This is a genomic window from Enterobacter sp. S-33, assembly GCF_028735835.1.
GTDB classification, from domain to species: Bacteria; Pseudomonadota; Gammaproteobacteria; order Enterobacterales; family Enterobacteriaceae; genus Enterobacter; species Enterobacter vonholyi.
Genome location: NZ_CP117838.1, coordinates 65232 through 90670, shown reverse-complemented (window position 1 = coordinate 90670; position 25439 = coordinate 65232). Strand labels below are relative to the sequence as shown.

24 protein-coding genes and 1 tRNA gene are annotated in these 25439 nt (G+C 54.2%); 14 read left to right on the top strand and 11 right to left on the bottom strand.

What is annotated here, in order from left to right:
* The first annotated feature begins 30 nt into the window (after positions 1 to 30).
* Entirely contained in the window at positions 31 to 1734 is a 1704-nt protein-coding gene (locus tag PUP35_RS00390; RefSeq protein WP_274241533.1) for an AsmA family protein, read from the top strand.
* Between the two features lie 54 nt (positions 1735 to 1788).
* Here the strand turns inward: PUP35_RS00390 and yicI are convergent, their stop codons facing one another.
* Both yicI and PUP35_RS00380 read right to left on the bottom strand, forming a co-directional pair.
* Positions 1789 to 4107, bottom strand: coding sequence for an alpha-xylosidase (yicI, locus tag PUP35_RS00385; RefSeq protein ID WP_274241530.1), 2319 nt, complete (start codon positions 4105 to 4107; stop codon positions 1789 to 1791).
* A gap of 12 nt (positions 4108 to 4119) precedes the next feature.
* A complete protein-coding gene (locus tag PUP35_RS00380) occupies positions 4120 to 5511 on the bottom strand; it encodes a glycoside-pentoside-hexuronide family transporter (RefSeq protein WP_274241528.1) in 1392 nt (463 codons plus the stop codon).
* 288 nt (positions 5512 to 5799) lie between these two features.
* Here PUP35_RS00380 and PUP35_RS00375 point away from each other — a divergent pair.
* Positions 5800 to 5894: transfer RNA gene (locus PUP35_RS00375), tRNA-Sec, on the top strand.
* A gap of 30 nt (positions 5895 to 5924) precedes the next feature.
* Here the strand turns inward: PUP35_RS00375 and PUP35_RS00370 are convergent.
* From PUP35_RS00370 to PUP35_RS00360, 3 genes are all read right to left on the bottom strand, one after another.
* Positions 5925 to 6623 carry a DUF2290 domain-containing protein gene (locus PUP35_RS00370; RefSeq protein ID WP_219284392.1) on the bottom strand — a complete coding sequence of 233 codons (699 nt, stop codon included), beginning with the start codon at positions 6621 to 6623 and terminating at the stop codon, positions 5925 to 5927.
* Positions 6620 to 8707 carry a DEAD/DEAH box helicase gene (locus PUP35_RS00365; RefSeq protein ID WP_274241525.1) on the bottom strand — a complete coding sequence of 696 codons (2088 nt, stop codon included), beginning with the start codon at positions 8705 to 8707 and terminating at the stop codon, positions 6620 to 6622. Before PUP35_RS00365 ends, PUP35_RS00370 begins: the two co-directional genes overlap by 4 nt.
* A gap of 71 nt (positions 8708 to 8778) precedes the next feature.
* Entirely contained in the window at positions 8779 to 8940 is a 162-nt protein-coding gene (locus PUP35_RS00360; protein ID WP_219284393.1) for a YlcI/YnfO family protein, read from the bottom strand.
* Positions 8941 to 9068: 128 nt separating this feature from the next.
* On the opposite strand from PUP35_RS00360, the gene PUP35_RS00355 reads away from it, so the two are divergent.
* Together PUP35_RS00355 and PUP35_RS00350 are read left to right on the top strand one after the other, a co-directional pair.
* A complete protein-coding gene (locus PUP35_RS00355; protein WP_274241522.1) occupies positions 9069 to 9410 on the top strand; it encodes a SymE family type I addiction module toxin in 342 nt (113 codons plus the stop codon).
* Positions 9411 to 9469: 59 nt separating this feature from the next.
* Positions 9470 to 10507: a virulence RhuM family protein gene (locus PUP35_RS00350; RefSeq protein ID WP_274241519.1), complete on the top strand. Its 1038-nt coding sequence runs from the start codon at positions 9470 to 9472 to the stop codon at positions 10505 to 10507.
* Here the strand turns inward: PUP35_RS00350 and PUP35_RS00345 are convergent.
* From PUP35_RS00345 to PUP35_RS00325, 5 genes are all read right to left on the bottom strand, one after another.
* Positions 10497 to 10952 carry an acetyltransferase gene (locus PUP35_RS00345; RefSeq protein WP_274241517.1) on the bottom strand — a complete coding sequence of 152 codons (456 nt, stop codon included), beginning with the start codon at positions 10950 to 10952 and terminating at the stop codon, positions 10497 to 10499. The genes PUP35_RS00350 and PUP35_RS00345 overlap by 11 nt on opposite strands.
* 72 nt (positions 10953 to 11024) lie before the next feature.
* Positions 11025 to 12023, bottom strand: coding sequence for a class I SAM-dependent methyltransferase (locus PUP35_RS00340; RefSeq protein WP_274241515.1), 999 nt, complete (start codon positions 12021 to 12023; stop codon positions 11025 to 11027).
* 85 nt (positions 12024 to 12108) lie between these two features.
* On the bottom strand, positions 12109 to 13047 hold the full coding sequence (locus PUP35_RS00335) for a GlxA family transcriptional regulator (protein ID WP_115876788.1): 939 nt from the start codon (positions 13045 to 13047) through the stop codon (positions 12109 to 12111).
* A 189-nt stretch (positions 13048 to 13236) separates the two neighbouring features.
* Positions 13237 to 13716: a hypothetical protein gene (locus PUP35_RS00330; protein ID WP_127729066.1), complete on the bottom strand. Its 480-nt coding sequence runs from the start codon at positions 13714 to 13716 to the stop codon at positions 13237 to 13239.
* A gap of 1 nt (position 13717) precedes the next feature.
* On the bottom strand, positions 13718 to 14479 hold the full coding sequence (locus PUP35_RS00325; RefSeq protein ID WP_127729064.1) for a winged helix-turn-helix domain-containing protein: 762 nt from the start codon (positions 14477 to 14479) through the stop codon (positions 13718 to 13720).
* Positions 14480 to 15185: 706 nt separating this feature from the next.
* On the opposite strand from PUP35_RS00325, the gene PUP35_RS00320 reads away from it, so the two are divergent.
* Genes PUP35_RS00320 through PUP35_RS00295 form a run of 6 tightly spaced genes read left to right on the top strand, consistent with a single transcriptional unit; the run spans position 15186 to position 21222 of the window.
* Complete coding sequence (locus PUP35_RS00320) at positions 15186 to 15788, top strand: helix-turn-helix transcriptional regulator (RefSeq protein ID WP_143344467.1); 603 nt, start codon at positions 15186 to 15188, stop codon at positions 15786 to 15788.
* A 53-nt stretch (positions 15789 to 15841) separates the two neighbouring features.
* Positions 15842 to 16426 (top strand): fimbrial protein, encoded by a 585-nt coding sequence (locus PUP35_RS00315; protein WP_115876728.1) that lies wholly within the window; start codon positions 15842 to 15844, stop codon positions 16424 to 16426.
* Between the two features lie 53 nt (positions 16427 to 16479).
* Positions 16480 to 17157 carry a fimbrial biogenesis chaperone gene (locus tag PUP35_RS00310; RefSeq protein ID WP_111964281.1) on the top strand — a complete coding sequence of 226 codons (678 nt, stop codon included), beginning with the start codon at positions 16480 to 16482 and terminating at the stop codon, positions 17155 to 17157.
* A 20-nt stretch (positions 17158 to 17177) separates the two neighbouring features.
* A complete protein-coding gene (locus PUP35_RS00305; protein ID WP_274241508.1) occupies positions 17178 to 19703 on the top strand; it encodes a fimbria/pilus outer membrane usher protein in 2526 nt (841 codons plus the stop codon).
* Positions 19694 to 20212: a fimbrial protein gene (locus PUP35_RS00300; protein WP_274241506.1), complete on the top strand. Its 519-nt coding sequence runs from the start codon at positions 19694 to 19696 to the stop codon at positions 20210 to 20212. Before PUP35_RS00305 ends, PUP35_RS00300 begins: the two co-directional genes overlap by 10 nt.
* Positions 20212 to 21222, top strand: coding sequence for a fimbrial protein (locus tag PUP35_RS00295; RefSeq protein ID WP_274243359.1), 1011 nt, complete (start codon positions 20212 to 20214; stop codon positions 21220 to 21222). The genes PUP35_RS00300 and PUP35_RS00295 overlap by 1 nt, the downstream gene beginning before the upstream one ends.
* A gap of 3 nt (positions 21223 to 21225) precedes the next feature.
* On the opposite strand, the gene PUP35_RS00290 is transcribed toward PUP35_RS00295, so the two are convergent.
* Positions 21226 to 21750, bottom strand: coding sequence for a lipocalin family protein (locus tag PUP35_RS00290; RefSeq protein ID WP_109845916.1), 525 nt, complete (start codon positions 21748 to 21750; stop codon positions 21226 to 21228).
* Positions 21751 to 21867: 117 nt separating this feature from the next.
* Here PUP35_RS00290 and PUP35_RS00285 point away from each other — a divergent pair, with 117 nt between their 5' ends.
* From PUP35_RS00285 to PUP35_RS00270, 4 genes are all read left to right on the top strand, one after another.
* A complete protein-coding gene (locus PUP35_RS00285; protein ID WP_111964278.1) occupies positions 21868 to 22593 on the top strand; it encodes a MerR family transcriptional regulator in 726 nt (241 codons plus the stop codon).
* A 99-nt stretch (positions 22594 to 22692) separates the two neighbouring features.
* On the top strand, positions 22693 to 23106 hold the full coding sequence (gene uraH, locus PUP35_RS00280) for a hydroxyisourate hydrolase (protein WP_045907932.1): 414 nt from the start codon (positions 22693 to 22695) through the stop codon (positions 23104 to 23106).
* Positions 23107 to 23208: 102 nt separating this feature from the next.
* Positions 23209 to 24168: a YbgA family protein gene (locus PUP35_RS00275; protein ID WP_111964276.1), complete on the top strand. Its 960-nt coding sequence runs from the start codon at positions 23209 to 23211 to the stop codon at positions 24166 to 24168.
* Positions 24169 to 24313: 145 nt separating this feature from the next.
* Positions 24314 to 25402, top strand: coding sequence for an AAA family ATPase (locus PUP35_RS00270; protein WP_274241497.1), 1089 nt, complete (start codon positions 24314 to 24316; stop codon positions 25400 to 25402).
* The last annotated feature ends 37 nt before the right edge of the window (positions 25403 to 25439 follow it).

Here is a 25439-nt window from a genome sequence, read left to right as displayed (position 1 = left end):
CCTTATGTGCGTTTTGCGGGATGGAAGACCATGAAATTTATTGGAAAGCTCCTCATCTATCTTCTGGTAGCCCTGCTCATTGTGCTGCTGGCGTTCTACATTTTGCTCCAGACCCGCTGGGGCGCGTCTCAGGTCAGCAGCTGGATAACGGTGAATACCGACTACGAACTCAGTTTCGACAAGATGAATCACCGCTTTTCGTCGCCTTCCCACATCATTCTGGAAAACGTCACCTTTGGTCGGGACGGTAAACCCGCCACGCTGGTAGCCAAAAAAGTCGATATTGGCCTGAGCAGCCGTCAGATAACCGATCCGCTGCACATGGACACCATCACCCTCTTCGACGGCACGCTGAATCTCTCGCCCCAGACGGCACCGCTGCCTTTCCAGGCGGATCGCCTGCAGTTGAACAACATGGCGTTTAACAGCCCGAATACCGAATGGGATTTGAGCGCGCAGAAGGTCACGGGCGGCGTCAGCCCATGGCAGCCGGAAGCCGGCAACGTGCTGGGGCATAATGCGCAAATCCAGATGAGCGCAGGATCGCTGACCCTGAACGGCGTACCGGCCACCAATGTGCTGATCGAGGGCCAGCTTAACGGCAAGGAGGTGGTGCTGAAAACGATTGGCGCCGACATGGCTCGTGGTTCACTCACCGGCTCCGCCCTGCGCAACGCCGACGGGAGCTGGATTATCGACACCATGCGCCTGAACGAGATCCGCCTGCAGAGCGATAAAACGCTGACGGCGTTCTTCGCGCCGCTGGCCACCATTCCCTCTTTGCAGATTGGCCGTCTGGACGTGACCGACGCCCGGCTTCAGGGCCCGGACTGGGCGGTGACCGATCTCGACTTAAGCCTGCGCAACCTGACTCTGAGCAAAGGTGACTGGCAGAGCCAGGAAGGTCGTCTGTCCATGAACGCCAGCGAGTTTATCTACGGCTCGCTGCATCTTTTCGACCCGATCCTGAATGCGGAGTTTTCCCCGCAGGGCATGGCGCTGCGTCAGTTCACCTCCCGCTGGGAGGGCGGCATGGTACGCACCTCGGGCAACTGGCTACGCGACGGTAAAGCGCTGGTTCTGGACGATGTTGCCATCGCCGGACTGGAGTACACCCTGCCGCAGAACTGGAAAACATTGTGGATGGAGCCTCTGCCGGAATGGCTGAACAGCGTCACGCTGCAAAAATTCGGCCTGAGCCGTAACCTGGTGATCGACATCGATCCCGCCTTCCCCTGGCAGATCACCTCTCTGGACGGCTATGGCGCAAACCTGCAGCTGGTGAAAGATCGCCAGTGGGGCGTCTGGGGCGGGAGCGCAACCCTGAACGGCGCGGCGGCGACCTTTAACCGCGTCGACGTGCGCCGCCCGTCGCTGGCGCTGAATGCCAACGCCGCCACGGTGAACATTACCGACCTGAGCGCATTTACCGAAAAAGGCATTCTGGAAGCCACGGCGACCGTTTCACAACTCCCGCAGCGGCAGACCACGGTAAGCCTGGACGGGCGCGGCGTGCCGCTCAACGTGCTGCAGCAGTGGGGCTGGCCTGCTCTGCCGATTACGGGCGACGGCAATATTCAGCTCACCGCCAGCGGCAGCGTGCAGGCGAATGCCCCGCTGAAGCCGACGGTGAATGGGAAGCTGAGCGCGGTGAATATGGATAAACAGCAGGTGCAGCAGACGATGACGGGCGGGGTGGTTTCAACACCACCCTCACCCCAGCCCTCTCCCTGAAAGGGAGAGGAAGCAAACCATTCCCTCGCCCCTTTGGGGGGAGGGTTAGGGGAATTAAAGGTGAACCACCACCTCATCGCCCTCCGCTTTCACCACCACGCCCCACTCGCTGCCCGCGCGCGAGCCGCCCTTCACGCCGCTCACCTTCTGCACGTTGCGCAAGCACACCGACCAGTTTTGCGCGTCTCCCGCGCCGGTAAAGGTCACGATGTCGCCCCGACGTGACGCCTTCAGCGTAAACGCCACCGCGCCGTCCGCCGCAGGCACCTCGCTCACCGCCGTTGCACCGTCGTCCAGGTTAAACAGCTGAAAGGCCGTTCCCTCGTGCCACGCGTAGTCCGGCTTCTGGTTATTGTTGCCCAGCGCCAGCAACGTGTTGTCGCGCACGTAGACCGGCAGGCTCATGAAATCGTGCTGCTGCTTATGCCAGCGGCTGCCCTGAATTTCGTCGTTGTGCCACAGGTGCGTCCAGCGCCCTTCCGGCAGGTAGAACTGCACGTCGCCCGCCTCGGAGAATACCGGTGCCACCGTTAACGAATCCCCCAGCATGTACTGACGATCGAGGTAATCGCACGCCGGATCGTCCGGAAATTCCAGCATCATCGCGCGCAGCATCGGCGTGCCGAACTCGCGGGCCAGCGCCGCCTGACGATACAGGTACGGCATCAGCTGGCACTTCAGCTGGGTGAAGTGGCGCACCACGTCGCAGGACTCGTCATCGTATGCCCACGGCACGCGGTAGGATTTGCTGCCGTGCAGGCGGCTGTGGCTGGAGAACAGCCCGAACGCGCACCAGCGCTTGTAGACGTGCGCCGGGGCCGTGTTTTCGAACCCGCCGATATCGTGGCTCCAGAACCCAAAGCCGGACAGGCCAATCGACAGCCCGCCGCGCAGGCTTTCGGCCATCGACTCATAGTTGGCGTAGCAGTCGCCGCCCCAGTGAACCGGGAACTGTTGCGCACCCACGGACGCGGAGCGTGCAAACAGCACCGCCTCTTCTTCACCCACCGTCTCTTTCAGCACGCTCCACACCAGTTCGTTGTAGATGTAGGCGTAGTGGTTGTGCATCTTCTGCGGATCGGATCCGTCAAACCACTGGACGTCGGTCGGGATACGCTCGCCAAAGTCGGTCTTGAAGCAGTCGACGCCGATATCTACCAGGCCTTTCAGCTTGTCGGCATACCACCGGCACGCGTCCGGATTGGTGAAGTCATAAATCGCCAGCCCCGGCTGCCATTTGTCCCACTGCCACAGGGAGCCATCCGGGCGCCTGAGCAGGTAGCCCTTCTCTTTCAGCTCCCGGAAGATGGGGGATTTCTGGCCGATGTACGGGTTGATCCACACGCAGACCTTCAGCCCTTTCTCTTTCAGGCGGCGGATCATCCCTTCCGGATCCGGGAAGGTCACCGGGTCCCACTCGAAGTCGCACCACTGGAAGGCCTTCATCCAGAAGCAGTCGAAGTGGAACACGTGCAGCGGCAGGTCGCGCTCGGCCATGCCGTCGATAAAGCTGTTCACCGTCGCTTCGTCGTAGTTGGTGGTGAACGAGGTGGTCAGCCACAGGCCGAACGACCACGCAGGCGGCAGCGCCGGACGCCCGGTGAACTGCGTATAGCGGTTTAATACCTCTTTCGGCGTCGGGCCGTCGATCACGAAGTATTCCAGATATTCCCCTTCCACGCTGAACTGCACCCTGGAGACCTTCTCGGAGCCGACTTCAAACGAGACGTTCTCGGGATGATTCACCAGCACGCCGTAGCCGCGGTTGGTCAGGTAGAACGGGATATTTTTGTAGGACTGCTCGGTGCTGGTGCCCCCGTCGCGGTTCCAGGTTTCGACCGTCTGGCCGTTGCGCACCAGCGCGGTAAAGCGCTCGCCCAGGCCGTAGACCGTTTCGCCCACGCCCAGATCCAGACGCTCGAACACGTAATTGCGATCGGTATTGCTGTCCTGCACGTAGCCGTTGTTTTTCAGCTGGCTGCCGGTAATGCGCTGGCCGTTACGCAGGAAATCCAGCGCCCAGAACTCGCCTTTGGTGACGCGCACGCTGATACTGCCGCTTTTCAGCTCGGCAAAATCGGCGTTGTTTTCAATCTCTACCTTCACGTCTTTCAGAACGTTCAGCGGATAGTGCGGGCCGTTATTCAGCGCGCCCTGGAAATGTTCGATGCGCACCCCGATAATCCCTTCCTGTGGGGCAAACAGGCGCACCGTGAACATCAACGTGTCGAGCTGCCAGGTGCGTTCGCGCACGTCGCGCGGCGCAACAAACACCACCAGGTCGTTGCCCTGCTGCTCCACGTCGAACACCTGAACCGGATACGTCACGTTCAGGCCCGGTTGAATAAGCCAGTTTCCATCACTGATTTTCATGCTTTCGTCCTCTTAGTTCTGTAATTCTTTACTGACCGGCAGGTTTTCAAACTCCTGCTGGTTGCGGCGCGCGCCCTGCGCCAGCTCGCCCAGGATTTTGGTCAGGAAGGGGGTTTTCAGCGTGTAGTAGCGTTTGGCGATAATGGCGCTCAGCACGTAGCAGACCGCCGGGGCCAGGGTAAACAGGCCGATAATGATGCTGATGGTCGCGCTGTTCTGGGTTTTGGCTGCCGCGTCGTAGCCGCCGCCAGCCAGCATCCAGCCGATCATCGCCCCGCCCAGGGCCAGGCCGAGCTTCAGCACAAACAGCGTGCCCGCAAAGCTGATGCCGGTCAGGCGCTTGCCGTTGGTCCATTCGCCGTAGTCGACGGTATCGGACATCATTACCCACTGAATCGGCGTCACCAGCTGGTGCAGTACGCCGATGACGAAGATAAAGGCGAACATCAGCACCGTGGCGTGCATCGGCACGAAGAACATCGCCGCGCTGACCACCGCCAGCGCGGCGTTGGTCCACCAGAAGATGCTGACCTTGCACTTCCAGTCGGTGAGCGGTTTCGCCAGCGCGGAGCCAATGAGGTTGCCGACGCAGTAGGTGGTGAGGAACGCGACGAACACCTCCGGCGAGCCCATAATCCAGGTGCAGTAGTACATCATTGCGCCGCCGCGCACGCAGACGGCGAGGATGTTGAGGATGGTGAGCACGCCGACGATGCGCCACTGGTCGTTGTGCCAGATGTCGCGCAGGTCTTCCCGCATGGAGGTGGTGCTCGGCGGCACCTGGATGCGCTCTTTGGTGGTGAAGAAGCAGAATGCCAGCATCAGGAACGCGACCACCGACAGCACGGCGATGCCGCCCTGGAAACCGAGCGCCTTATCGTCGCCGCCAATCAGGTTCACCAGCGGCATCATCAGCACCGTGGAGAGCATGCCGCCCGCGGTCGCCAGCACAAAGCGCCAGGACTGAAGGGAGATACGCTGCGTCGGGTCGTTGGTGATCACTCCGCCCAGCGCGCAGTACGGGATGTTGACCACGGTATAGAGCAGGGTCAGCAGGGTGTAGGTAACGGCAGCGTAAACCATTTTGCCGTTGAGGCTGAGGTCCGGCGTGGTGTAGGCCAGCACGCAGACGATGCCGAACGGGATGGCACCAAACAAAATCCACGGACGGAACTTGCCCCAGCGGCTGCGGGTGCGGTCGGCAATCAGCCCCATGCACGGTTCGGAGATCGCATCCAGCGCGCGCGCCAGCAGGAACATGGTGCCGACAAACCCGGCGGGAATGCCGAAAATATCGGTGTAGAAAAACATCATGTACAACATGACGTTATCAAAAATGATGTGGCTGGCGGCGTCTCCCATGCCGTAGCCAATCTTCTCTTTCACTGACAATACTTCGCTCATCTTTTTTTATCCTTCACGCTGTAGGGGGCGCTGAGACCGGTTACAACGTTTTAAACCATCGTTTCAGGGGCGGGTATTGCGTTTTCTGGTTAGCAGATTACGTTTCTTGTTTTTTGTGATCGCGGTAAATGTTGGGAGCACGAGGGGCTAACATGAGGATTTTCTTAGGAATTAACTGAAACAGGAGTGTACAGGTCAAAAGAGAGGTGAAAAAAGTGGTGTGGGGTATGTGGTAAATGCCTGAAAGTAGCTATAATGCGCCCCGCCTCCATGTAGCAATCGAGGCGCGGAAGATCGTCATCTCCGGTGAGGTGGCTGGACTTCAAATCCAGTTGGGGACGCCAGCGTTCCCGGGCAGGTTCGACTCCTGTGATCTTCCGCCAAGTTTGCTAAATCTCATCTTTTACTATAGATCAAACTAAATATAATCTTTTCTCGTCATGTTCATCACTCCAAAAATCTTGATTAATATGTGCAACTAGATCAAGCCTTACTTTAAGTGAATCGATTTTCCCATCGGCAAAATACTCATTAGAATATAACTTTTCCCATCCCTTTGGATAAAATGTTGAAATAATAAATGCGGTAAAGGCTAAAGGGGTCAAAACTCTTTTGACAGGGATCCTAGACTCATTCTCATAGCCAATATGTAAATGATGAGCTGGATGAGATAAGGCTTTATATTGCTTAGGATGTTGGTCCAATCTGACAGGCGTAAAACTTTTAAAATCAGAAACTGATTCTAAAAATAAATTATATTCACTCTTAAAATCTCCCGATGCCAAAAAAGCATGCTTAGTCTCTTCATCTAAATGAGTCCAGTCATCACCCAATTCCGAGAGAAAATACTCCTCTTGGCTCGGTATTGATATAGGGCTCATAATAAATCTAAAACTATCACTTTCAAAAAGTAATAGACTATCATCTGAAAGACGGGCATGATACCAAAAATTCCGCTTATGCAACTCCCAGTAATCTAAATATGGTAATTCACGAGATTGTGAAGCATAATTAATTGGTATATATACTCTCTCATTTGGCTCTGATAAAATCTCCGCAGCTTCTAGGATGTCGAGAGATTCACGAATCGAGAATAAATCATTATGCGTCATTTTTTCCCCTTTTTCGAGATTTGCTCTTCCATATATTTTTGCATATTCTCAAAACTTCCAAAACGACGTAGCATCATTTCTAGTTCATTAATATCCTTTGAAGTTAATTGTTCATCGTGTTTAATATCATGTTCTATTTGTTGAGCTTCGGCTTTAGTTGGATAATTAAATTTTATATGAGGTACATTGTTCAACGATGTTTCAATTTCTCTCTTCAGTCCATCGGTTTTATCTCCTACTCCAGAAATATATAACCAACCTTTAGTTCGTGTCATGGCAGTAAATAAAAGATTCCTATTTCTTATATTCAAGTTATGGCATAAAAAGTCAGCACCCAAAATATACACTGAATAAGCTTCATTTCCTTTAGCTTTATGAATAGTAGTCAACGTTACTCGATCTTTTACTTTAAAATCATGTATAGATATTTTTTCTGCATGGACATTATTTGCAAATATCTCTCTAGAGTTAAGAATTCTAGTTAACCTGTTAAAATAGACTTTGCAATTATAATCATCTGCGCAAATAACCATAATATCTTCTGGCAATAACCCTTCACCTCTAATATCATTTTCTATGGCAGCTGCAACATTATTAATTTCCTCATCAACATCTTTGCTATGAAAGTTATAAGTTAATAACTCTCTGGTATCTTGCTGCGAAAATGATGGTGAGTTCTTTTCTTCACGCAAAACATCGACGAGTTCTGATTCATCGAATTCACCATCTGCTCGTGAAACTACAGAATAGCCTAGATCTTTCCAATATCTTACGGACTCAATTTTTTGTACTTGCTTACCATATACACCTAATCCAACAGCATGAGCTGTGACTAGTACAGCAAGTGGCGTCCTATAACAAACCTCTAGAAATTTGTCTTTTATGAATTCTGTGCCATCTTCAAAAATTTCAGCTGCAGTAGGAGTTCTCTTTTGGAAAATATTCTGAAAAACATCAGCACCAAAACAAACTTGTTTATTTCTTGCAAGTTTAGTGCAAAGCCTTAAAAAGTATATGCCATAATCTTGCGCTTCATCCACAAAAACATAATCATAAAGAGGTTTAATATCAACATTATCCATTAATTCTTTGCATACATACTCAAAGGGATCAATGAGGCCTTTTGATTCGACTTGAGCCTGAGGATAAGTTAAAAAATCATGACCAAACGCTTTACATGCTTCATAGTAAACACCAGCGTTTGAACGCCCGCCCCAAGAATGCATTACTGAAACTCGGTCTAAATTTGTAGAATCATCATGGAATTCTCTATAAAATCGCTGTATTAATCTTAAAACATGTTGGTATAGACTCTTTGTACTAAATGTGTATAGTATTGTTGCTTTATTTGTTTCATCGCGCAATAATGTCTGAGCAACTTTCATTGCTAAAATTACGGTTTTACCAGAGCCTGCTAACCCTCTTATTCTCTGAGGTCCATTTAAAGCAGGTATATAACCTTCTTGTTGGTCGCGGTCAAACATGAGTATTTTTGATTCAACATCAGTAATTTTCGCTGCTTTTGAATCTTGAGATAAATTCTCAATATTCCTGTCTTCTGGCTTAAGTAATCCTTTTGCGCCTTGAATTGTTGATATTGCTTCTTTGAATAACAATTCAGCGAAATCAGAACGATACGATTCTATAGTTTTAAAAAGTTCATTACTTGTTTTAGCAATTGGATTTCTTAGTAACTCTATCTCTTTGTTTTCATCACTTATCGAAGGTGCATATAACAATGAATTAACAGGAAGAGAAAATCCCAACATTCCTTTTCTAAGCCGATCGTTTTTTATTAATCGTGAGGCAACAAATCCAGCCACTCGCTCTAAACTTCTATCATCTTTTTTTAGTGCTGAAACATTGTAATCATTAGCGCCAGAAGAATATAAAGCAATCACTCCATAGTTAGGACTAATTAATAACACCTGAGATATGACAAGATTGTCATCATCACCTTTATACATAGGAAAGTCTAAGAAAACTTCTGTATCAGAAAGTAGTAAATCGGATTTTTCAAGTACTCTTAATAATTCACCTACTCGTTCGTTTGTAATTTCAAAGCCCTGAGGATTTATATTCATCTGATTCTCCTAGATTTATATTGGCACACTATTTATTTGGTTAGCTATTATTAATGAAATAATTCTATTCCTTAGTTATTATTTAGACGTAATCTACACGCTTCCTTCACCCACTTACTAAAATTTCCTTTTCCCGCAGCCTTTTCAATCTGTTCCAAAAGCTCATCCTCGAACCGGATGTTCTTCATCGTGCTTTTGGTGCGATCAAAATTTGGTTTCTTTTTCTCTTGCATGGTAGGTACCACTTCGGTTAATTTATCCGCATGTGGTACCTACCACATGGATTCGGAATTCTGACAACGCCCAGCAGTGTTGGAGCACTAAAGGGCGTCTAACCTCACCAACTATCAAGGAGTTGATTATGGCTGATTCGCATTCTACCCCAGACACTGACCAATCCGGAACCGAGCGTTCGTTAATTGTGGGATACCGCCCGAATGTTTTCGACAAATCCACGCCGAAAATCATCCTTTCCGGCAAGTGGCTACGCGCGGCGGGTTTTGATACCGGGCAGCAGGTCACGGTAAAGGTCATGAAGGGATGCATCGTTTTGGTGGCGTATAACGAGCAGGAGCAGAGGTTGCAGGATGATTATAAACGGACGAAAGCAAAGCTTATTGAGATAGAGAACGCGCTTGCGGCGATTCAAACTCCACGTCCTGGAAAGCGCCTCGCAAAATCAAATACAAACTACCTGGCTTAGCGGCTGTTTCTGGCATACTAAGTGCCTGGTGCGTTAATCGTTGAGGATGTGGAGGGGACATGGCAGATAAAGACGTAATCCAATCTCCAGCAGGCGAATTTATTATGTTTGCCAGCGGTGACGGAAGAGTTCGTGTCGAATGTCGCTTCGAATCAGACACGATCTGGTTATCCCAGGCAGCAATGGCCGATCTGTACGGTAAAGATGTTCGAACTATCAACGAGCATCTGATGAATATATTTTCTGATGGCGAAATTGATCAAAATTCAACTATCCGGAAATTCCGGTTAGTTCGTCAGGAAGGAAAACGTCAGGTTTCCAGAGAGATAGAGCACTACAATCTAGAAGCAATACTAGCTGTCGGCTACCGGGTGCGCTCGTCTCGAGGCATCCAGTTCCGACAATGGGCCACCCAAACGCTGCAGGAATATCTGGTAAAAGGCTTCGTTATGGACGACGAGCGCCTGAAAAATCCACCTGTCGGATCATCCGCCGTACCTGACTATTTCGATGAAATGCTGGAACGCATTCGCGATATACGGGCCAGCGAACGTCGGGTCTACCTTCGCGTAAGGGAAATTTTTGCATTAGCCGCTGACTATCAGCCGTCACTCAAAGAAACCACGCAATTCTTCCAGACCATCCAGAATAAACTGCATTTTGCCTGCATGGGCCACACCGCTGCAGAGTTGATTCACCAGCGTGCGGACGCCACTCAACCGCATATGGGGCTGACAAGCTATAAAGGCGAAGAAGTCCGTAAAAGCGATGTCACCACTGCAAAAAATTATCTGTCTCAGGATGAGGTGAGCGAACTTAATCGCGTCGTTAATATGTGGCTCGATTTTGCCGAAGATCAGGCCAAACGCCGGAAGCAGGTATTTTTACGAGACTGGCAAACCAAGCTCGATCAGTTTCTGCAATTTAACGACCGGGACGTTTTAGAAGGAGCAGGAAAGGTCAGCAAGAAAGCGGCTGATGAAAAGGCGTGCTCAGAATTCATTGAGTTTGAAAAAAAGCAGCGCCTGCTGAAAGAAGCCGAAGGTGAGAAAGATATCGTCGGCTTATTAAAATGGGATAAGCAGGCTAAGCGCTAATCCCGGTATTCCTGCTCAGCTTCATATGCAGCAACGGAAACGGATTCCCCTGCCCGTCCAGTTCCGAGCGTCCGACCTGCTCAAATCCCATATGGCGATAAAACGCGACGCCCTGCGGATTCTGCTCATTCACATCCACCTCGTTTACGCCAAACTCGGCGATGGCGTATTTCAGCAGCAATTTCCCGACGCCCTTCCCGCGGCTCGCGTCGTCAACAAACAGCATTTCAATGCGGTTTTCATCCACGCCTAAAAAGCCGTGAATAACGCCTGCGTCATCGCGAGCGATCACGACCTTGAGGTTTGGCAGATAAGCGTTGAGCAATAACGGGCGCAGCGCAGCAATATCGCTTTCCTGTAAAAAGTGATGGGTGGCGCGGACGGAAGATTCCCAGATCGCGACCAGACGTTCGAAGTGTGTGGGGAGTGCGGTTTCTATTTTCATGGGGGGATCATGATTGGAAAATCGAACTATTTCAACCCACGCTTTGCGCTCTGTCCCCCCACACAGATCGCGCTAACCCCTAATCTCCATCACTGCGTACACTCCGTCCTTCGGCACCACCACGGTGACGTTTTCCACCGGCACGCCCGCCGCGAGGTGAATATCCTGCAGCTGCTGTAACGACCTCGGGTGAATATCCTCCCAGCCGATACCGCGCAGCACAAAGTCAATGTGCGGGCTGCTGGTGAGCATGTTCGACACAATCACCGCCCCGCCGGGCTTGACCAGCCGCAGCGCGCGCTGGAGGAAAGTCACCGCATCGACGTCGTTGAAGTATTCAAATATCCCCAGCGCGTCGACCAGTTCGGCCTGATGCTCGCCCAGCTCCAGCAGCAGGTCCTCGTTACGCACCAGCGTATGGAGCAGGTTGCGCCTGAGCAGCGTCAGCTGTTCGCCCACCACAATGCCTTCCTGCGCCGCCATGGTTTCCGCCCAGCTCAGCGCCACCGGGTCTTTGTCCACCAGCGTGAGATAGACCTGCTGGCCATCAAGCTTTGCTTCACGCAGCGCCTCCAGCACCGGGATGGCGGCGCCGCTCGCGAGGCTGACCCAGTTGTTCTCGCTCTCATTGTGAATGTACTTATCCACCAGCGCGGCCAGCACCCGGGCGCGGGAACGCACGCCAACCGCATCGTTAGCGTGGATAAACCACTGGCGGCTGTCGCTGTCCATTTTCGTGCCGTCGGGCAGGCGGTCTTCCAGCGGGTTTTGCACCACAAACAGCGCCAGCGCGGAGGGCACCAGCCGGGTGCGCCACGCGGTGAGCGCCGGGCGGTTGCGAAAGGCCTGTTCGGAATAGCGATTCTGCGGGACAAGCACGGCCAGCCCCCCTTCGTCGTATTCTACCTTCGGAGGGCGGAGCGCTGGCTCGGCTTTTAGAGCGCGGTCAAGGGAGGCGATCTCACGGGCAGCATCGTCTTTCATCGGCCACTGGTCACTGACGTCGGGAAATGACGCGCTGAAAATCGTCATATTTTCCGGCGCATCGCCGCGAAAAGGCTGCCAGTTCATGTCGTCTTCCCTCCGTTAGGCTTTTAACGGAAGTCTATCCAGGCGAGCCAGTAAAACCCTACGAAGAAAGCACGAAATAGGTGCATCAGTTCTGCGACATGCGCCATACCCCCGGCGTGCAGCCGTACTCGCTCTGAAAATGACGAATAAAGTGGGCGCAGTCGCTAAACCGCATCCGTCGCGCGATATCCGTAACGCTTTGCTGAGAGTTTTTCAGCAGCCAGCAGGCATAGCGCAGCCTGGCGCTGCGAATAAACTCCCGCGCCGTTTTGCCAAACTCGGCGTGAAACAGGCGATTAAGCTGACGTTCGCTCAGCTTAACGTCCTGCGCGAGCCTGGCGGCGTTCAGCGGGTGAGTCAGATACTGTTCGACGATCGTCACCGCCCTGCGCAGGCGCGAATCAGGGATCATGGCGATATTCGCGGGCCGCGGCGTGGCGGCATCATGCGGAGGAAGGGACAGCCGCCGGGAGGTGGTGGCCGCAATGTCGTCTCCCCCGTGGGCGCGGATCAGCGCCGTTATCAGGGTGAGCGTTGAGATCCCCCCCGGGCAGGTCAGCACATCGCCTTCGTCGATAAAATCGAGGCTTTGCTCAGCATAAACCTGCGGAAAACGTTGCGTGAAAACGTCATGGTGATGCGGATGAATCGAGGCGCGGCGCTCGTTCAGTAAGCCTTCCTCCGCCAGAATAAAGCTGCCGGTACCAATACCAATCAGGGGAACGTTGTTGTGATGAGCATCCGTGAGAAACGCTCTGTCGCCACGGTGTCCCAGGTGAAGATGAGCAAGACTTCCGCCGATCGCCGCAATATAGTCGAAGTCGCCGGGCGGCGCATGGGCGGCCTCGGGCCGCACGCTGAGCCCTGAGCTGCTCACTACCGGTAAGTCGGGGTAAGTGCTTATCAGGCTGAGTTTAAAGCGTATTTTCTGGCTACGCTTCTGGACGCTGGAAGCAATACGTAACGCCTCTATCAATCCTGAATATGCGAAAAGCGAGAAATGAGGCCACAGGAGTAACCCCATATGCAGGGATTTTTTCCGCGCAGGCGTCATTCTGACGCTATCATCAATTATATTTTTCATTAACTTGCCGAAGAATAATTACATTATCGCAACATTGTTGTTGCTGTTATATTTTCCTAAGATAGGTCCTGGCTGTTAAATCAAACATAAATGATGGTTGCAAAAACTTAAAAACATTTCTCCCTGTCGCTATCCGTTTTTTGACGTGTGGCACACATAGGTCGGCAGCGTTCCCAGAATAAATAAATAATTCTCATTCTGCTGTTTCTTAATACGCATATAAATATTCTTATTCGGATAGATAAAAAATAAGGGTTCGTACTTCTCCAGCCAGCTGTCGCTGATGTTGTCGTCCGGAAATTTCATATTGCGTATGGACGTCAGATTATAGACGCTGTCTTTGCGCTCAATCTGAAAGAAAACTTTGCGATTCAGGGTCTTCGTAGGATCGCTTTTCAACCGGCCATTCATGCTGAGTATTCCGCTGTTACCCTCCACGGTGTAATTCAGCCACAGAGAGAGCGTCTCATCACGGTGATGCTGAATAAAGTTCGCCTGGCAGGAAAAGGGCTTGATGTAATGGCGATGCAAGAGGTAATACGTCGCCACGACAGCCCCTATCAGCAGGCACAGGCAGAGCACAACAAGCGTTTGACGGTAGCGAACCATACTAGCGATCCTCTATAAAATAATCGGACATACAGCGGTTGGGTTCCGTCATCGGTCTGTCACAGCGAATGACCGATGCACGGGGCAGCAGGATGTAACCGCTGACGTACACCCAGGGATAGTTCGCGCACTGGTCCTTAAACGGGGCGGCATAGGCCAGGGCTTTATCCCTGTCGCGCTGCGTTTCAATATCGCGAGAAAAATAGAGCTGACACTCGCCCATCTTCATCGCGAAGCGGTACCCGTCTACGAAATAGCTGTCATGCAGCAGGTTATGGCTGATAACGCTCACGCCAGCCAGCATCAGCAATAGCACCAGCGCGCCCGACAGCCAGAAGCGGTTTCTTGAGACCGTCGGGGCGACGGTCTCTTCGTAGACATCCGGAGCAGCACATTCTTCCTCTTCAGCCTGCGGCTGCATCTCTTTAATAGTGATTTGCGTATCGCTTGCGAGCGTCAGCCCTATGCGCGGGATAGTGACAATTGGATCGGTTTCGAAACCCACCTTCTTCAGACCTTTGCGCAGAATAGAAATGTTCTGGTAATAGGTATTAGGCGAAACCAGCATCCCCCGGCGCTGCCAGACAATATCCATGCACTCCTGTTGAGTCACAATACTTCCGACTCTTTCTATTAATAACAACAAACAGCGGCCCGCCGGGGAATTTAATACCACCACCCGGTCAGGATTGTTGAGATCGCGTAATGTGCTGGCGGCTGGGTGAAACTCTACCAGGCCATTAATAATGTAATGCTTATGCATAGAATAGGCTAAATACCTCCGGTCAACGCCTGTTGCTCCAGTAGATTCCCTTCACGGTTAACCTGCGTATCCCTCGCCTGTGTAAGGCTTAATGTGACGGATAATTGCGCAACTGTATATCCTGGCACCTGGCGAAAAATCTTATTTTTCCTTTCTCTTTATCTGACCGGTCTGAAGTTTTCTTAACCGCCATTTAAAGCCGTCTTGACACTGACAAAACTCGACAAAGGCGCCCGTTGAACGCTTTAGCCATTGTTGTCTGAATTATTCAGCGTGCTTAATTTGTTTTTTTGATAAAAAGCAGAGGGGACGCTCTCTGCCAGCGGGTTTCGAAATTACAACCAGTTCGAAAGCTGTCGTCTTAATTAACAATTTCGCCACGAAACTGTTAGCTACCGTCAGTAACTACCCTCATCACATGACGTCAGCAGACTATTTCCTTACAAAACATTTATTAAAGCTAACTTTTCAATAAAAACTACCGGTATGATTATTTACAGGCAGATAAGCAAAAGCCGGTTTAGCGAGGAGAAATTGACGCCACACCTAAACTGTACTTAAAACAAATTAAGATTAATTCAGGTTACCTATTTAACGCCCTGAGTATAGTGGGCTCACACCGTGCAATGCTTAATTGCTTCGAAAATACAGGCATCGCTCTGCCCGACAGAGGAGTCTCATTACAATTATAAATCGAGGGAATGACATGGCGAATAAACTCAACAACACACGTCATTTAAATATCGCGCTATTGGGTGGAGATCACTTTGCGCGTCAGGGGATCGCCGCGTTATTAAAAAATATCACCCCGACCATGCAGATAACAGCATCGTTCGATAATTATGCGGAGATCGAAACAATACTCGCGGCCGCACCGGTAGACTTAATTTTTTTATCCGGTACGGAGAAATATCACGCGGGATATGATTGCCTGAAATATATCAGGAAGATGAAAGTCCTCTATCCCGACGTACTTATTTGCATGTATTCCGCACCGGCAAATTCCTGGCTGTGGATACGCGGTGAAATAGACGCCTATATCTCGCTACAGGACCCGCTTTATCACTGGCGAGCCAGCGTATTAAAAATGGTCGATAGCCGTTATCGCCCAATAAAAAAACCCACGGCGTTATCGCTGACGCCGGGTGAATGGAGGGTATTGAAGGAACTACGAAAGGGTCTGGATATGCGTTACATCGCCGAAACAGAGCAGCTTTCTTACCGTCGTGTCAGCGCGTTAAAAAGCTCAGCGATAAGAAAACTAGGGCTCAGGAACAAGACAGATTTGCTGGTCTTTTTAACCAGTTAGACCTGCTGCTTTCAGAGCAAATCTCGACATAACACCATAATGGAATCAGGACAATGAAAGCTCAATTCAATAATAAAACGCTGCTTGCGATCGCTATTGCGGCAGTACTGCCAGTGGGCTCGGTGCTGGCTGCCGGCACCAGCGGCGGCACGGTGAACTTTAGCGGCAAAGTGGTGACCTCCGCCTGCGCCATCAGCGCAGGAAGCGCCAACATTGACGTGGATATGGGTGAAGTGCGGACCGCAACGCTGAAGACGGCAGGCAGTGAAGCCAGCACGGCAAAAGCGTTTGCCATCACCCTCGAAGATTGTGAAATCGCCGATACCTCAGCCTCAACGGCAGAGAACCCGATTGCTGCGACCACAGTGGCCGTCACCTTCACCGGTACGCCGGACGGTTCCGATGTCAATAGCTTGTCCGTCGGTGCAAACGGCAGCGCCAACTCTGCGCAAAACGTGGCTATTCGCCTTTATGACGAGCAAGGCAATGTGGTGAAGCTGGGTGAACCGGCATCGGCCATCCCTCTGCGTAAGGGTGCCAACACACTGAACTTCAGCGCGAAATATTACTCGCCGAAGGGCGGCGCCACCGCAGGCGATGCCAGCGCCGTCGCGACTTACACCGTGACCTATTCGTAATCTTCAGGCCCGGTCTGCGAGCCGGGCCTGTCTTAGCTTTCAGGAGAAACACTATGCGCGTAAACACATGGATTTGCCTGGCGGGCGCGTTATGTTCCTCCGCCGTCTATGCCGGCGGCGTTGGATTGGGCGCAACGCGAATGGTCTACTCCAGCGCCACCAGCCAGGCCATGATGCAGGTGAGAAACACCCATCCCGACGCCACGTTCCTCATCCAGTCCTGGATGGAGAATGAGAAAGGCGAACGCACCAACGACTTCGTGATCACGCCACCGCTGTACGTCATGAAACCGGCCAGCGAAAGCGCGGTAAAAATCATGTTTAACGGCAAAGCCCTGCCAGAGGATCGGGAGACGCTCTACTGGATGACGGTCAAAGCCATCCCCCAGCAGGCTAAAAGCGGCTCCGGGAACACGCTGCAGTTTGCGTCGGCTAACCGCATCAAGGTCTTTTATCGCCCAGAAGGACTCAGTGAGAGCCCGGCAGAGGCGTGGAAAAAACTGGCCGGTGTCTACCGTGCCGGAAAGGTTACGCTCAGCAACCCCACGCCGTACTACCTCACCACAATCAACGTGAAAATTGACGGTATGCCGGTGCAGCCGGTGATGGTGCCCCCGAAAGGCAGCGTGACGCTGGCCGAAACCTTCAGCCATGCGGGCAGCATGAGCTATCAGACCATTAACGATTACGGGGCATGGACTCCCGCCACGCGCGCGTCGTTATCCCAATAAAAAAAGTAAGGCGTGACCACGTGAAAATAAAAATCCTGTGCGCCACGGTGATCTCCCTGGTGATTCGGCAAGCCGTGGCTGCTGAAAGCGAGCTGCAATTTAACCCCGCATTCCTCAACGGCGAGAGCGCGAACAGCGCCGATCTCGCCTGGGTCAACGCCGGGAGCGCGTTGCCGCCGGGTGATTACAACCTCAACGTGTATATCAATACCAACTACGCGTTCACAGGTAACGTCACGTTCCGCCTTGCTGAAGACAGTACGGGTGAAGCACTGCCCTGCCTCACGCCCGAGCAATTCGACGCGCTGGGCATCGATAGCCATCAGGCGAAGGGCGGAGTGCTGCCGCTGGCGCAACGCTGCATCGTCTTAACGAAGGCGTTTGCGGATACGCAGTTTGATCTGGACCAGAAGACGCTCACCCTGAGCTTCACCGTACCGCAAAGTGCGATGCGCAATTTGCCGCGCGGATATGTCAGCCCGGAAAGCTGGGAGGCGGGCATTCCTGCCGCGTGGCTGAATTACGTGGTCAATGGTTCGAATAATGAATATCGCGGCGAGACGCGCACACGGGAACAGCAGCTGTTTGCAAGCCTCAACAGCGGCGTCAACCTGGGCGCGTGGCGGCTGCGTGATTTCACCACGTGGACCAAAGACAGCAATGAACTTGCCCACGTGCAGACCTGGCTGCAGCGCGATATTCACGCCCTGCGCGCGCAGGTGTACGCCGGGGAAACGTACACCTCGGCGCAGGTTTTCGACTCCGTGGGCCTGCGCGGTATCGCCCTGAAAACCGATGACAACATGCTGCCCGCCAGCCTCAGCGGCTATGCTCCTGAAGTCCGGGGCATTGCGCGCAGCAACGCCACGGTCACGGTTCGCCAGAACGGCAACATCATCTATCAAACCTCCGTTCCACCGGGGGCGTTCGTGCTGAAAGATCTCTACCCGACCTCCTCGGGAGGCGATCTGGCGGTCACCATTCAGGAGAACGACGGCAGCAAAACGCAATACACGCTTCCCTTTGCCAGCGTGCCGAACCTGGTGCGTAACGGACAGGTGAAATATGCCCTGGGCGCCGGGAAATACCGTCCGACGGGCAATCAGGACGCGCCCTCTTTCGCGCAGGGCGAGCTGTTCTACGGCTGGCGATACGGCCTGACGTTTTACGGTGGGGCGCAGTTTGCCGATCGCTATAACGGCCTGGCCCTCGGGTTTGGGCAAAACCTCGGCCGCTTTGGAGCCTACTCCATCGACCTGATCCACGCCCGCAGCCAGCTGGCGGACGATCGGCACTATACCGGTGATTCGGTGCGCCTGCGCTACAGCAAGCTGCTGAACGACATTGGCACGCGGGTTAACTTCTTCTCGCTGCGCTACTCCACGAAAGGGTTTTATACCCTCAGCGACACCACGTACAAAGGCATGTCGGGCGGATCGCCAAAGCAGACGGTGGAAGACGATGGCACCGTCACCACCCAATACGACACCGTGTACAACCTGCGCATGTCGCGTAAGGCAAAAAACCAGCTGCTGCTGTCGCAGCCGATGGGAGAATACGGCTCGCTGTCACTGTCGTGGGATCAGCAGACCTACTGGAACACATCAAATACCACGCAAAGCCTGCAGTTTGCGTGGAACGCCACGTTTCGTAACGTGTCCCTTGGCGTCAGCGTCCAGCGAAGCTCGAGCCTGTATGACGACAAGAAAGATAACATCCTGTCGATGTCGATTTCGGTCCCGCTGGGCAACCCGACGCTGTCAACCCGCGCGCGCTTTACCACGACCCATGCGGACTCCACTGGCACCACCACCAGCACGGGCGTGAGCGGCTACCTGCCGGGTGAGGAGAATCTGTTCTATAGCGTCAACCAGCGCTACAGCTCCCGACAGCACTACGGCGGCGATGCCAACCTGCAGTACGAAGGCGCGTGGGGAGACTACAACCTGGGCTACAGCTACGCCAGCGACTCCCGCAACCTCAGCTACGGCATCAGCGGCGGCGCGGTAGTGCATGAAGATGGCCTGACGCTGAGCCAGCCGCTCGGGAACACCAACATTCTGGTGAAAGCCCCGGGGGCAAGCAACGTCGCCGTGCTTAACCATAAGGGCATCAAAACGGACGGCCGTGGCTACGCGGTGATCCCGTACGCCACGCCGTACCGCGTTAACCAGGTCGCGCTGGACGTGACGACCGCCGGCAACGACGTGGAGCTGGAAAACGCCATCGCCAACAAAACGCCTACCGATGGCGCCCTGGCTCGCGCCACCTTCGCTACGCACCAGGGGGCAAAAGCGATGTTTATCGTGCGTCACGGCAACGACGTACTCCCCTTCGGCACGCTGGTCTCGCTCGATGATGACAAAACCAGCGGCATCGTCGGCGATGGCGGCAGCCTGTATCTCTCCGGTTTGTCAGAGAAGGGCACGCTGAACGCCGTGTGGGGTCGCGGCAACCGCCAGCGCTGCGCCGTTACCTATGCCTTAAACAAGCAGAACTATAGCGCCCGCACCGGTCTTTATTCTCAGGAGGTGGTATGTCAGTAACGCTTCGGATCGGCTGCATTGCGCTGCTGCTGGTTTTCACGCTCCCCGTTCGTGGCTACGACGTGCTGGTCTCCGTCACCGGCAATTTGATCGGCAACACCTGCGTGGTAGCGCAGGACTCCGTGGAGCAGAGCGTGCCGCTGGGTACTATTGGTATTAAACAGTTCAGCCGTGCCGGGGCCGTCAGCAATATCAAAACGCCCTTCACGCTCAGGCTTGAAGCGTGCGGGCCAACCTTTGCTGGCGTAAAAATTCGCTTCAGCGGAACGCCGGATGATGCCAACCCGCAGCTGCTGAAAATTGCCGACGGTGGCGCTACCGGCGTGGCGGTGCAAATCCTCGATAAAGAGAGCGTACTCATTCCCCTGAATACAAAGACCACCGCATACGGAACCGCGGGGGATGACAGCGTACAGATGACCTTCTTCGCGCAGCTGGTTGCCACCGCTACGCCGGTGAGCGCCGGTGATGTGTCAGCCCTCGCCACCTGGACAACGGAGTATCTATGATGCGTTTAGCGTTTCTTCTCAGCGGATTACTTTTCTGCACCAGCGTGCAGGCTTTGGACTGGAAATCGGACATTACGCTCTCCCCTCAGCCGATGACCTACAGCGGGCCAGCGGACTCCGTGGTGCCGGGCAGCATTATCGGCTCAACCTGGAGCGCCACCGCCAGCGTGCAGCAGGTGTTCTGGTGCGGGCTTATTTTTACCTGCAACAAAGGCACGCTGCAGCCCAGCAGCAGCGCCATCTCAAGCGGTGCGACGGTCACCGTCGACGGCGCGAATTACACCATTTTTGAGACCGGCGTACCGGGCGTGGGATATATCATCGGGCTGAAGGATTTTAAGAGTACACAATATATTCCCCTGCAGACCGGTATCACGCAAAGCTACCCGGCAGAGGGCACCAGTGGGTTTGCCCAGGATCTGGGATGGTCGGCAAAGGTCACCTTTATTAAAACCGGTGCCGCCCTTAAATCCGGCGTCTATAACATCCCGACCATCAACGCCGCGGTGCTCACCGCCTATAACAACGAGACAAAAACGGCGCAGGTGATTATCAGCCCGACCACCATCACGGTGACCGCCAGCGGGTGTACGGTCGGCAGCAAAAACGCCAGCGTGGCGCTGGGCACCATTGATATTCGCACCCTGCCCACGGTAGGAAGCACGTCGCCATCAGGGACGTTTACCGTCGGCCTGACCTGCGACGCGAACGTGGCGGTTCACGCGGTGATGACCGATCAGACCACGCCGTCGAACACCTCGTCGGTGGTGACGCTGACCGGAGACTCCACGGCGTCCGGCGTTGGGGTGCAGTTTTTCTACAACGGCAGCGGGCCGCTGACGATGGGGCCGGACAGCTCGGCCGCTGGTGCGACCGGCCAGTTCTTCATCCAGAGCACCACGGCGGCGCAGACGCTCACGTTACCGTTCCAGGCGCAGTACATCCGAACCGGCGAACTGGTCCCCGGCTCGGCCAACGCGCTGGCCAGCATTACGTTTTCCTACCAGTAGGGGCTACTGCTTCACCCACACCAGCTGGTCGACCCGGAAGCCCAGACTGCGCGCGGTGTTCAGGTAATCCTGCTTCACCGCATCCGGGATGGTTGGCGTGCGCGACAGGATCCACAGGTAATCGCGGTTCGGGCCGCTCACCAGCGCGTACTGGTACTTATCGTCCAGCCTGATGACGTTATAGCCACCGTAGAACGGGCCGAAGAACGACACCTTCAGCGCGGCCGTGGTCGGCTCGCCGGTGAAGTACGCTTTGCCTTCGCTCTCGTTCCACTTGTTCTTCACCGGATCGTAGCCCCGGTTAAGCACGCTAATGCCGCCGTCGCTGCGCTCGCCGTAGGTCGCCGTCACCTGCTCCAGCCCGCGTTCGAAGCGGTTTTCCAGACGGGCGACTTCGTACCATTTGCCGAGATAGCGGCTGGCTTCGAAGTTGGTAATAGGCTGCACGCCTTTCGGCGGCGTGGGGGATTTACAGGCGACCAGCGTCAAAGCAATCGCAACACCGGTCACAACGGGCCATAGCTTCATGAGAATTCCTTTCATTTGCGCGGTTGGATGTTAAGTGTAGTGCACCGTTTCGGCGCTTCATCCCGTTCGGGAAAATTCGTAGTATATTGAGAGTATTCCTCCACTCTGGACACGGACATGGCTTACTCCATCGGCGAATTCGCCAGACTCAGCGGCATCACCGCCACCACCCTGCGGGCGTGGCAGCGTCGCTACGGTTTACTCAAGCCACAGCGCACGGAAGGCGGCCACCGCCAGTACAGCGATGAGGACGTCCAGCAGGCGCTCAAAATCCTCGACTGGGTAAAAAAAGGCGTCCCGATCGGCCAGGTCAAACCGCTGCTGGAACGCCCGACGCCGGGACGGACCAACAACTGGCAAACCCTCCAGCAGAACATGCTGCAACGCCTGCAGGACGGCAAAGTCGAGTCCCTGCGCCAGATGATTTACGACGCCGGACGCGAGTACCCAAGGCCAGAGCTGGTCGCGAACGTGCTGCGCCCGCTGCGCAGCCAGGTCTCGGCCAACGTCGCCGCCGCCATGACCCTGCGCGCGATCCTCGACGGCATCATCATGGCCTACACCTCGTTTTGCCTCGAAGGCGATAAAAAAGCGCCGGGCGATAATATTCTGCTCAGCGGCTGGCACCTGAACGACCCGTGCGAGATCTGGCTCGAAGCCCTAACGCGCACCGGCCAGGGCCACCGCATCGACATCCTGCCGGTTCCGCCTGACGCGCTGGCGCCGGAAATTTTCCCGGAGCGTAAATGGCTTCTGGTCACCAGCGGCAAGCTCACCGCCGCGCGGAAAAAGCAGGTGGAGCAGTGGCAGCAGCAGGTATCGCTTGAAGTAATTATCCTCTGATAATTTTCTCCTGCGGGAATCTTCACGAAAAGTTGAATATTTTCCCGCGCCGCAGATGCTAACGTTTTCCTGTGACGTATAACTCCACAGGAAAATACCATGAAAAAAACTGCCCCTCTGCTGATGCTGGCCGCGATGGCCTTTACCCCTGCCGCCTTTAGCGCCGCCCCGGCCGGCACCCTGAGCGTACACATCCTCGACCAGCAAACCGGCACGCCTCCACCGGGCGTCACCGTCACGCTGGAAAAGCAGCAGCAGGACAAATGGACCCCGATCGCCAGCGGTAAAACTGACCAGGACGGACGCATCAAATCACTCTATCCGCAGGACCAGGACATGCAGCCTGGCGTGTATAAAGTGACCTTCAAAACCGCAGAGTACTTCCACGGCAAAAAACTGGACTCCTTCTTCCCGGAGATCCCGGTGCTGTTTACCGTGACCCGCACCAACGAGAAGCTGCACATCCCGCTTCTGCTGAGCCAGTACGGTTACTCGACCTATAAAGGCAGCTAAGGCGCATTGATTCTAAAGGAATAAAAAAAATAGTTCCGCGAATACTTGGACAAATTAGTCATGTTGTGTAAGTTTTAATTATATGAACGGGAGGACTACACCATGACGACGAAACCAGTGCTGGGTATTAGCGGATGTTTGACCGGATCCGCCGTCCGCTTTGACGGCGGACACAAGCGTATGGGCTTCGTCATGGATGAGCTGGCCCAGTGGGTAAATTTCAGGCCCGTCTGCCCGGAGATGGCCATCGGCCTGCCGACGCCTCGCCCGGCCATACGCCTGACGCTGACGGAAAGCGGCGAAACGCAGCTCCGTTTTAGCAAGCCGCCTCATGATGACCTCACGCAGAAAATGGCCGACTTTACGGCGGACTATCTGCCAAAAATCGGCGATCTGTCGGGATTTATCGTCTGTGCAAAATCCCCAAGCTGCGGCCTGGAACGCGTGCGGCTGTACGATGAAAACGGCAACCGGGGCCGCAAGGAGGGGGTCGGGCTGTTCACCGCTGCCCTCCTTGAAACCTGGCCGTGGCTGCCCGTGGAAGAGGATGGACGCCTGCACGATCCGGTGCTGCGTGAAAACTTTGTCGAACGTGTTTTTGCCCTGCACGAACTCAACACGCTGCGTAAAAATGGCCTCACGCGCCGCGCGCTGCTGGACTTCCACAGCCGTTACAAACTCCAGCTGCTGGCGCACCATCAGGCGGGTTACCGTGAAATCGGCCCGTTCGTTGCCTCGCTGCACGAGTGGGAAGACCTGGACGCCTTCTTCGTGGCGTACCGGGAAAAGCTGATGACCATCCTGAAAAAACCCGCCTCGCGGAAGAATCACACCAACGTGCTGATGCATATTCAGGGGTATTTTCGTAACCAGCTTAACACCCGCCAGCGCGGCGAGTTGCGCGACGTGATCCTGCACTATCGCAACGGACAGTTGCCAATCCTCGCCCCGATCACGCTGCTGAAGCACTACCTGGCCGAATACCCCGACCGGTATCTGATGACGCAAAACTACTTTGATCCCTATCCTGATGATTTGGGTCTGCGTCTGGCAGTCAAGTGATGAAAAAAATGCGAAGGCCCCATTGACCCATAGAGGCCCAAAGCAGTACCCCGTTTAGACGACATCCTCACTGTCGTCTCTTTTTTGCATTTCATCTCAAAGACTGTGATTATATACAGGCTTATTCTGCGAAAGGGGCCTGCCTGTGATCCACACCCTGCACATTCAAAACTACCGCTCCATCCGCGAGATGTCGCTGGAGCTGGAGCAGCTCAATATCGTCTTCGGGCCGAACGGCACCGGGAAATCCAATATTTACAAGGCGATACACCTGATGCACAGTGCCGCCCAAGGGCAGTTTTCCCAGGCGCTGGCGAACGAGGGCGGCATTCTGAAGGTGTTCTGGGCAGGCAAAACCCGCAGCGACCAGCTGCGGCGGATGAACCTCGCGGTGGAAACAGAGGCCTACGAATACGAGCTGCAGGTCGGGTTTGTGGAGAAGCTGCCCTATCCCTCGCAGTTTCAGCTCGACCCGGTGATTAAAGAGGAGTCCATCTGGCTGAGCGGCCAGCACCGTCGTCCTTCGTCACAGCTGATGAAGCGTAAGAACCAGGCGGTGTTTCTGAACAACGTGCATCACGAGAAGGTGACCCACAGCGGTACGCTGTACGAGAACGAATCGGTATTCGGCCAGCTCGGCGAACCGCACCTTTACCCGGAAGTGTCGCAGATGCGCGAGTCCCTGCGTAACTGGCGCTTTTATCATGAGTTTTCTGTATCAATCGGCTCGGCGATGCGGGCCCCGCAGGTCGGTTTCCGTTCCCCGGTGCTGGCCAGCGACGGTGCAAACCTGGCGGCCGCGTTTCAGACTATCGTCGAGATTGGCGACGAGCTGCTGCTGATGCGCATCCTTGACCAGGCCTTCCCCGGCTGCGTGTTTTACAGCGACAACGCTGGCGGACGTTTTCGCATGATGATGCAGCGCGAGGGATTGAGCAGGCCGCTGGAACCCGCGGAGTTCTCCGACGGTACCCTGCGCTTTCTGTGCCTGGCGGTAGCGCTGTTAAGCCCGCGCCCACCGGCGTTTATCGCGTTGAACGAACCGGAAAACAGCCTGCACCCGCAGATGCTGCCCGCCCTGGCGAGCTTAATCGCCGAGGCCAGCCGCTACTCTCAGATCTGGCTCACCAGCCACTCGCCGGAGCTGGCGCAGTTGATTGAGAAGCAGCGATCGTTTTCGCTGTATCAGCTGTCTATGGCGGAGGGGGAGACGAGGGTGGAGAGGCTGGGGTAGGCCGCATTCTCTTCTTTTAAAGCCCAGTAAAATGAAA

Bases quoted from the DNA above. Each gene is read 5' to 3' on its own strand.
- PUP35_RS00390 (WP_274241533.1), top strand. From the start codon at position 31: ATGAAATTTATTGGAAAGCTCCTCATCTATCTTCTGGTAGCCCTGCTC.
- yicI (WP_274241530.1), bottom strand. From the start codon at position 4,107: ATGAAAATCAGTGATGGAAACTGGCTTATTCAACCGGGCCTGAACGTG.
- PUP35_RS00380 (WP_274241528.1), bottom strand. From the start codon at position 5,511: ATGAGCGAAGTATTGTCAGTGAAAGAGAAGATTGGCTACGGCATGGGA.
- PUP35_RS00370 (WP_219284392.1), bottom strand. From the start codon at position 6,623: ATGACGCATAATGATTTATTCTCGATTCGTGAATCTCTCGACATCCTA.
- PUP35_RS00365 (WP_274241525.1), bottom strand. From the start codon at position 8,707: ATGAATATAAATCCTCAGGGCTTTGAAATTACAAACGAACGAGTAGGT.
- PUP35_RS00360 (WP_219284393.1), bottom strand. From the start codon at position 8,940: ATGCAAGAGAAAAAGAAACCAAATTTTGATCGCACCAAAAGCACGATG.
- PUP35_RS00355 (WP_274241522.1), top strand. From the start codon at position 9,069: ATGGCTGATTCGCATTCTACCCCAGACACTGACCAATCCGGAACCGAG.
- PUP35_RS00350 (WP_274241519.1), top strand. From the start codon at position 9,470: ATGGCAGATAAAGACGTAATCCAATCTCCAGCAGGCGAATTTATTATG.
- PUP35_RS00345 (WP_274241517.1), bottom strand. From the start codon at position 10,952: ATGAAAATAGAAACCGCACTCCCCACACACTTCGAACGTCTGGTCGCG.
- PUP35_RS00340 (WP_274241515.1), bottom strand. From the start codon at position 12,023: ATGAACTGGCAGCCTTTTCGCGGCGATGCGCCGGAAAATATGACGATT.
- PUP35_RS00335 (WP_115876788.1), bottom strand. From the start codon at position 13,047: ATGGGGTTACTCCTGTGGCCTCATTTCTCGCTTTTCGCATATTCAGGA.
- PUP35_RS00330 (WP_127729066.1), bottom strand. From the start codon at position 13,716: ATGGTTCGCTACCGTCAAACGCTTGTTGTGCTCTGCCTGTGCCTGCTG.
- PUP35_RS00325 (WP_127729064.1), bottom strand. From the start codon at position 14,479: ATGCATAAGCATTACATTATTAATGGCCTGGTAGAGTTTCACCCAGCC.
- PUP35_RS00320 (WP_143344467.1), top strand. From the start codon at position 15,186: ATGGCGAATAAACTCAACAACACACGTCATTTAAATATCGCGCTATTG.
- PUP35_RS00315 (WP_115876728.1), top strand. From the start codon at position 15,842: ATGAAAGCTCAATTCAATAATAAAACGCTGCTTGCGATCGCTATTGCG.
- PUP35_RS00310 (WP_111964281.1), top strand. From the start codon at position 16,480: ATGCGCGTAAACACATGGATTTGCCTGGCGGGCGCGTTATGTTCCTCC.
- PUP35_RS00300 (WP_274241506.1), top strand. From the start codon at position 19,694: ATGTCAGTAACGCTTCGGATCGGCTGCATTGCGCTGCTGCTGGTTTTC.
- PUP35_RS00295 (WP_274243359.1), top strand. From the start codon at position 20,212: ATGCGTTTAGCGTTTCTTCTCAGCGGATTACTTTTCTGCACCAGCGTG.
- PUP35_RS00290 (WP_109845916.1), bottom strand. From the start codon at position 21,750: ATGAAGCTATGGCCCGTTGTGACCGGTGTTGCGATTGCTTTGACGCTG.
- PUP35_RS00285 (WP_111964278.1), top strand. From the start codon at position 21,868: ATGGCTTACTCCATCGGCGAATTCGCCAGACTCAGCGGCATCACCGCC.
- uraH (WP_045907932.1), top strand. From the start codon at position 22,693: ATGAAAAAAACTGCCCCTCTGCTGATGCTGGCCGCGATGGCCTTTACC.
- PUP35_RS00275 (WP_111964276.1), top strand. From the start codon at position 23,209: ATGACGACGAAACCAGTGCTGGGTATTAGCGGATGTTTGACCGGATCC.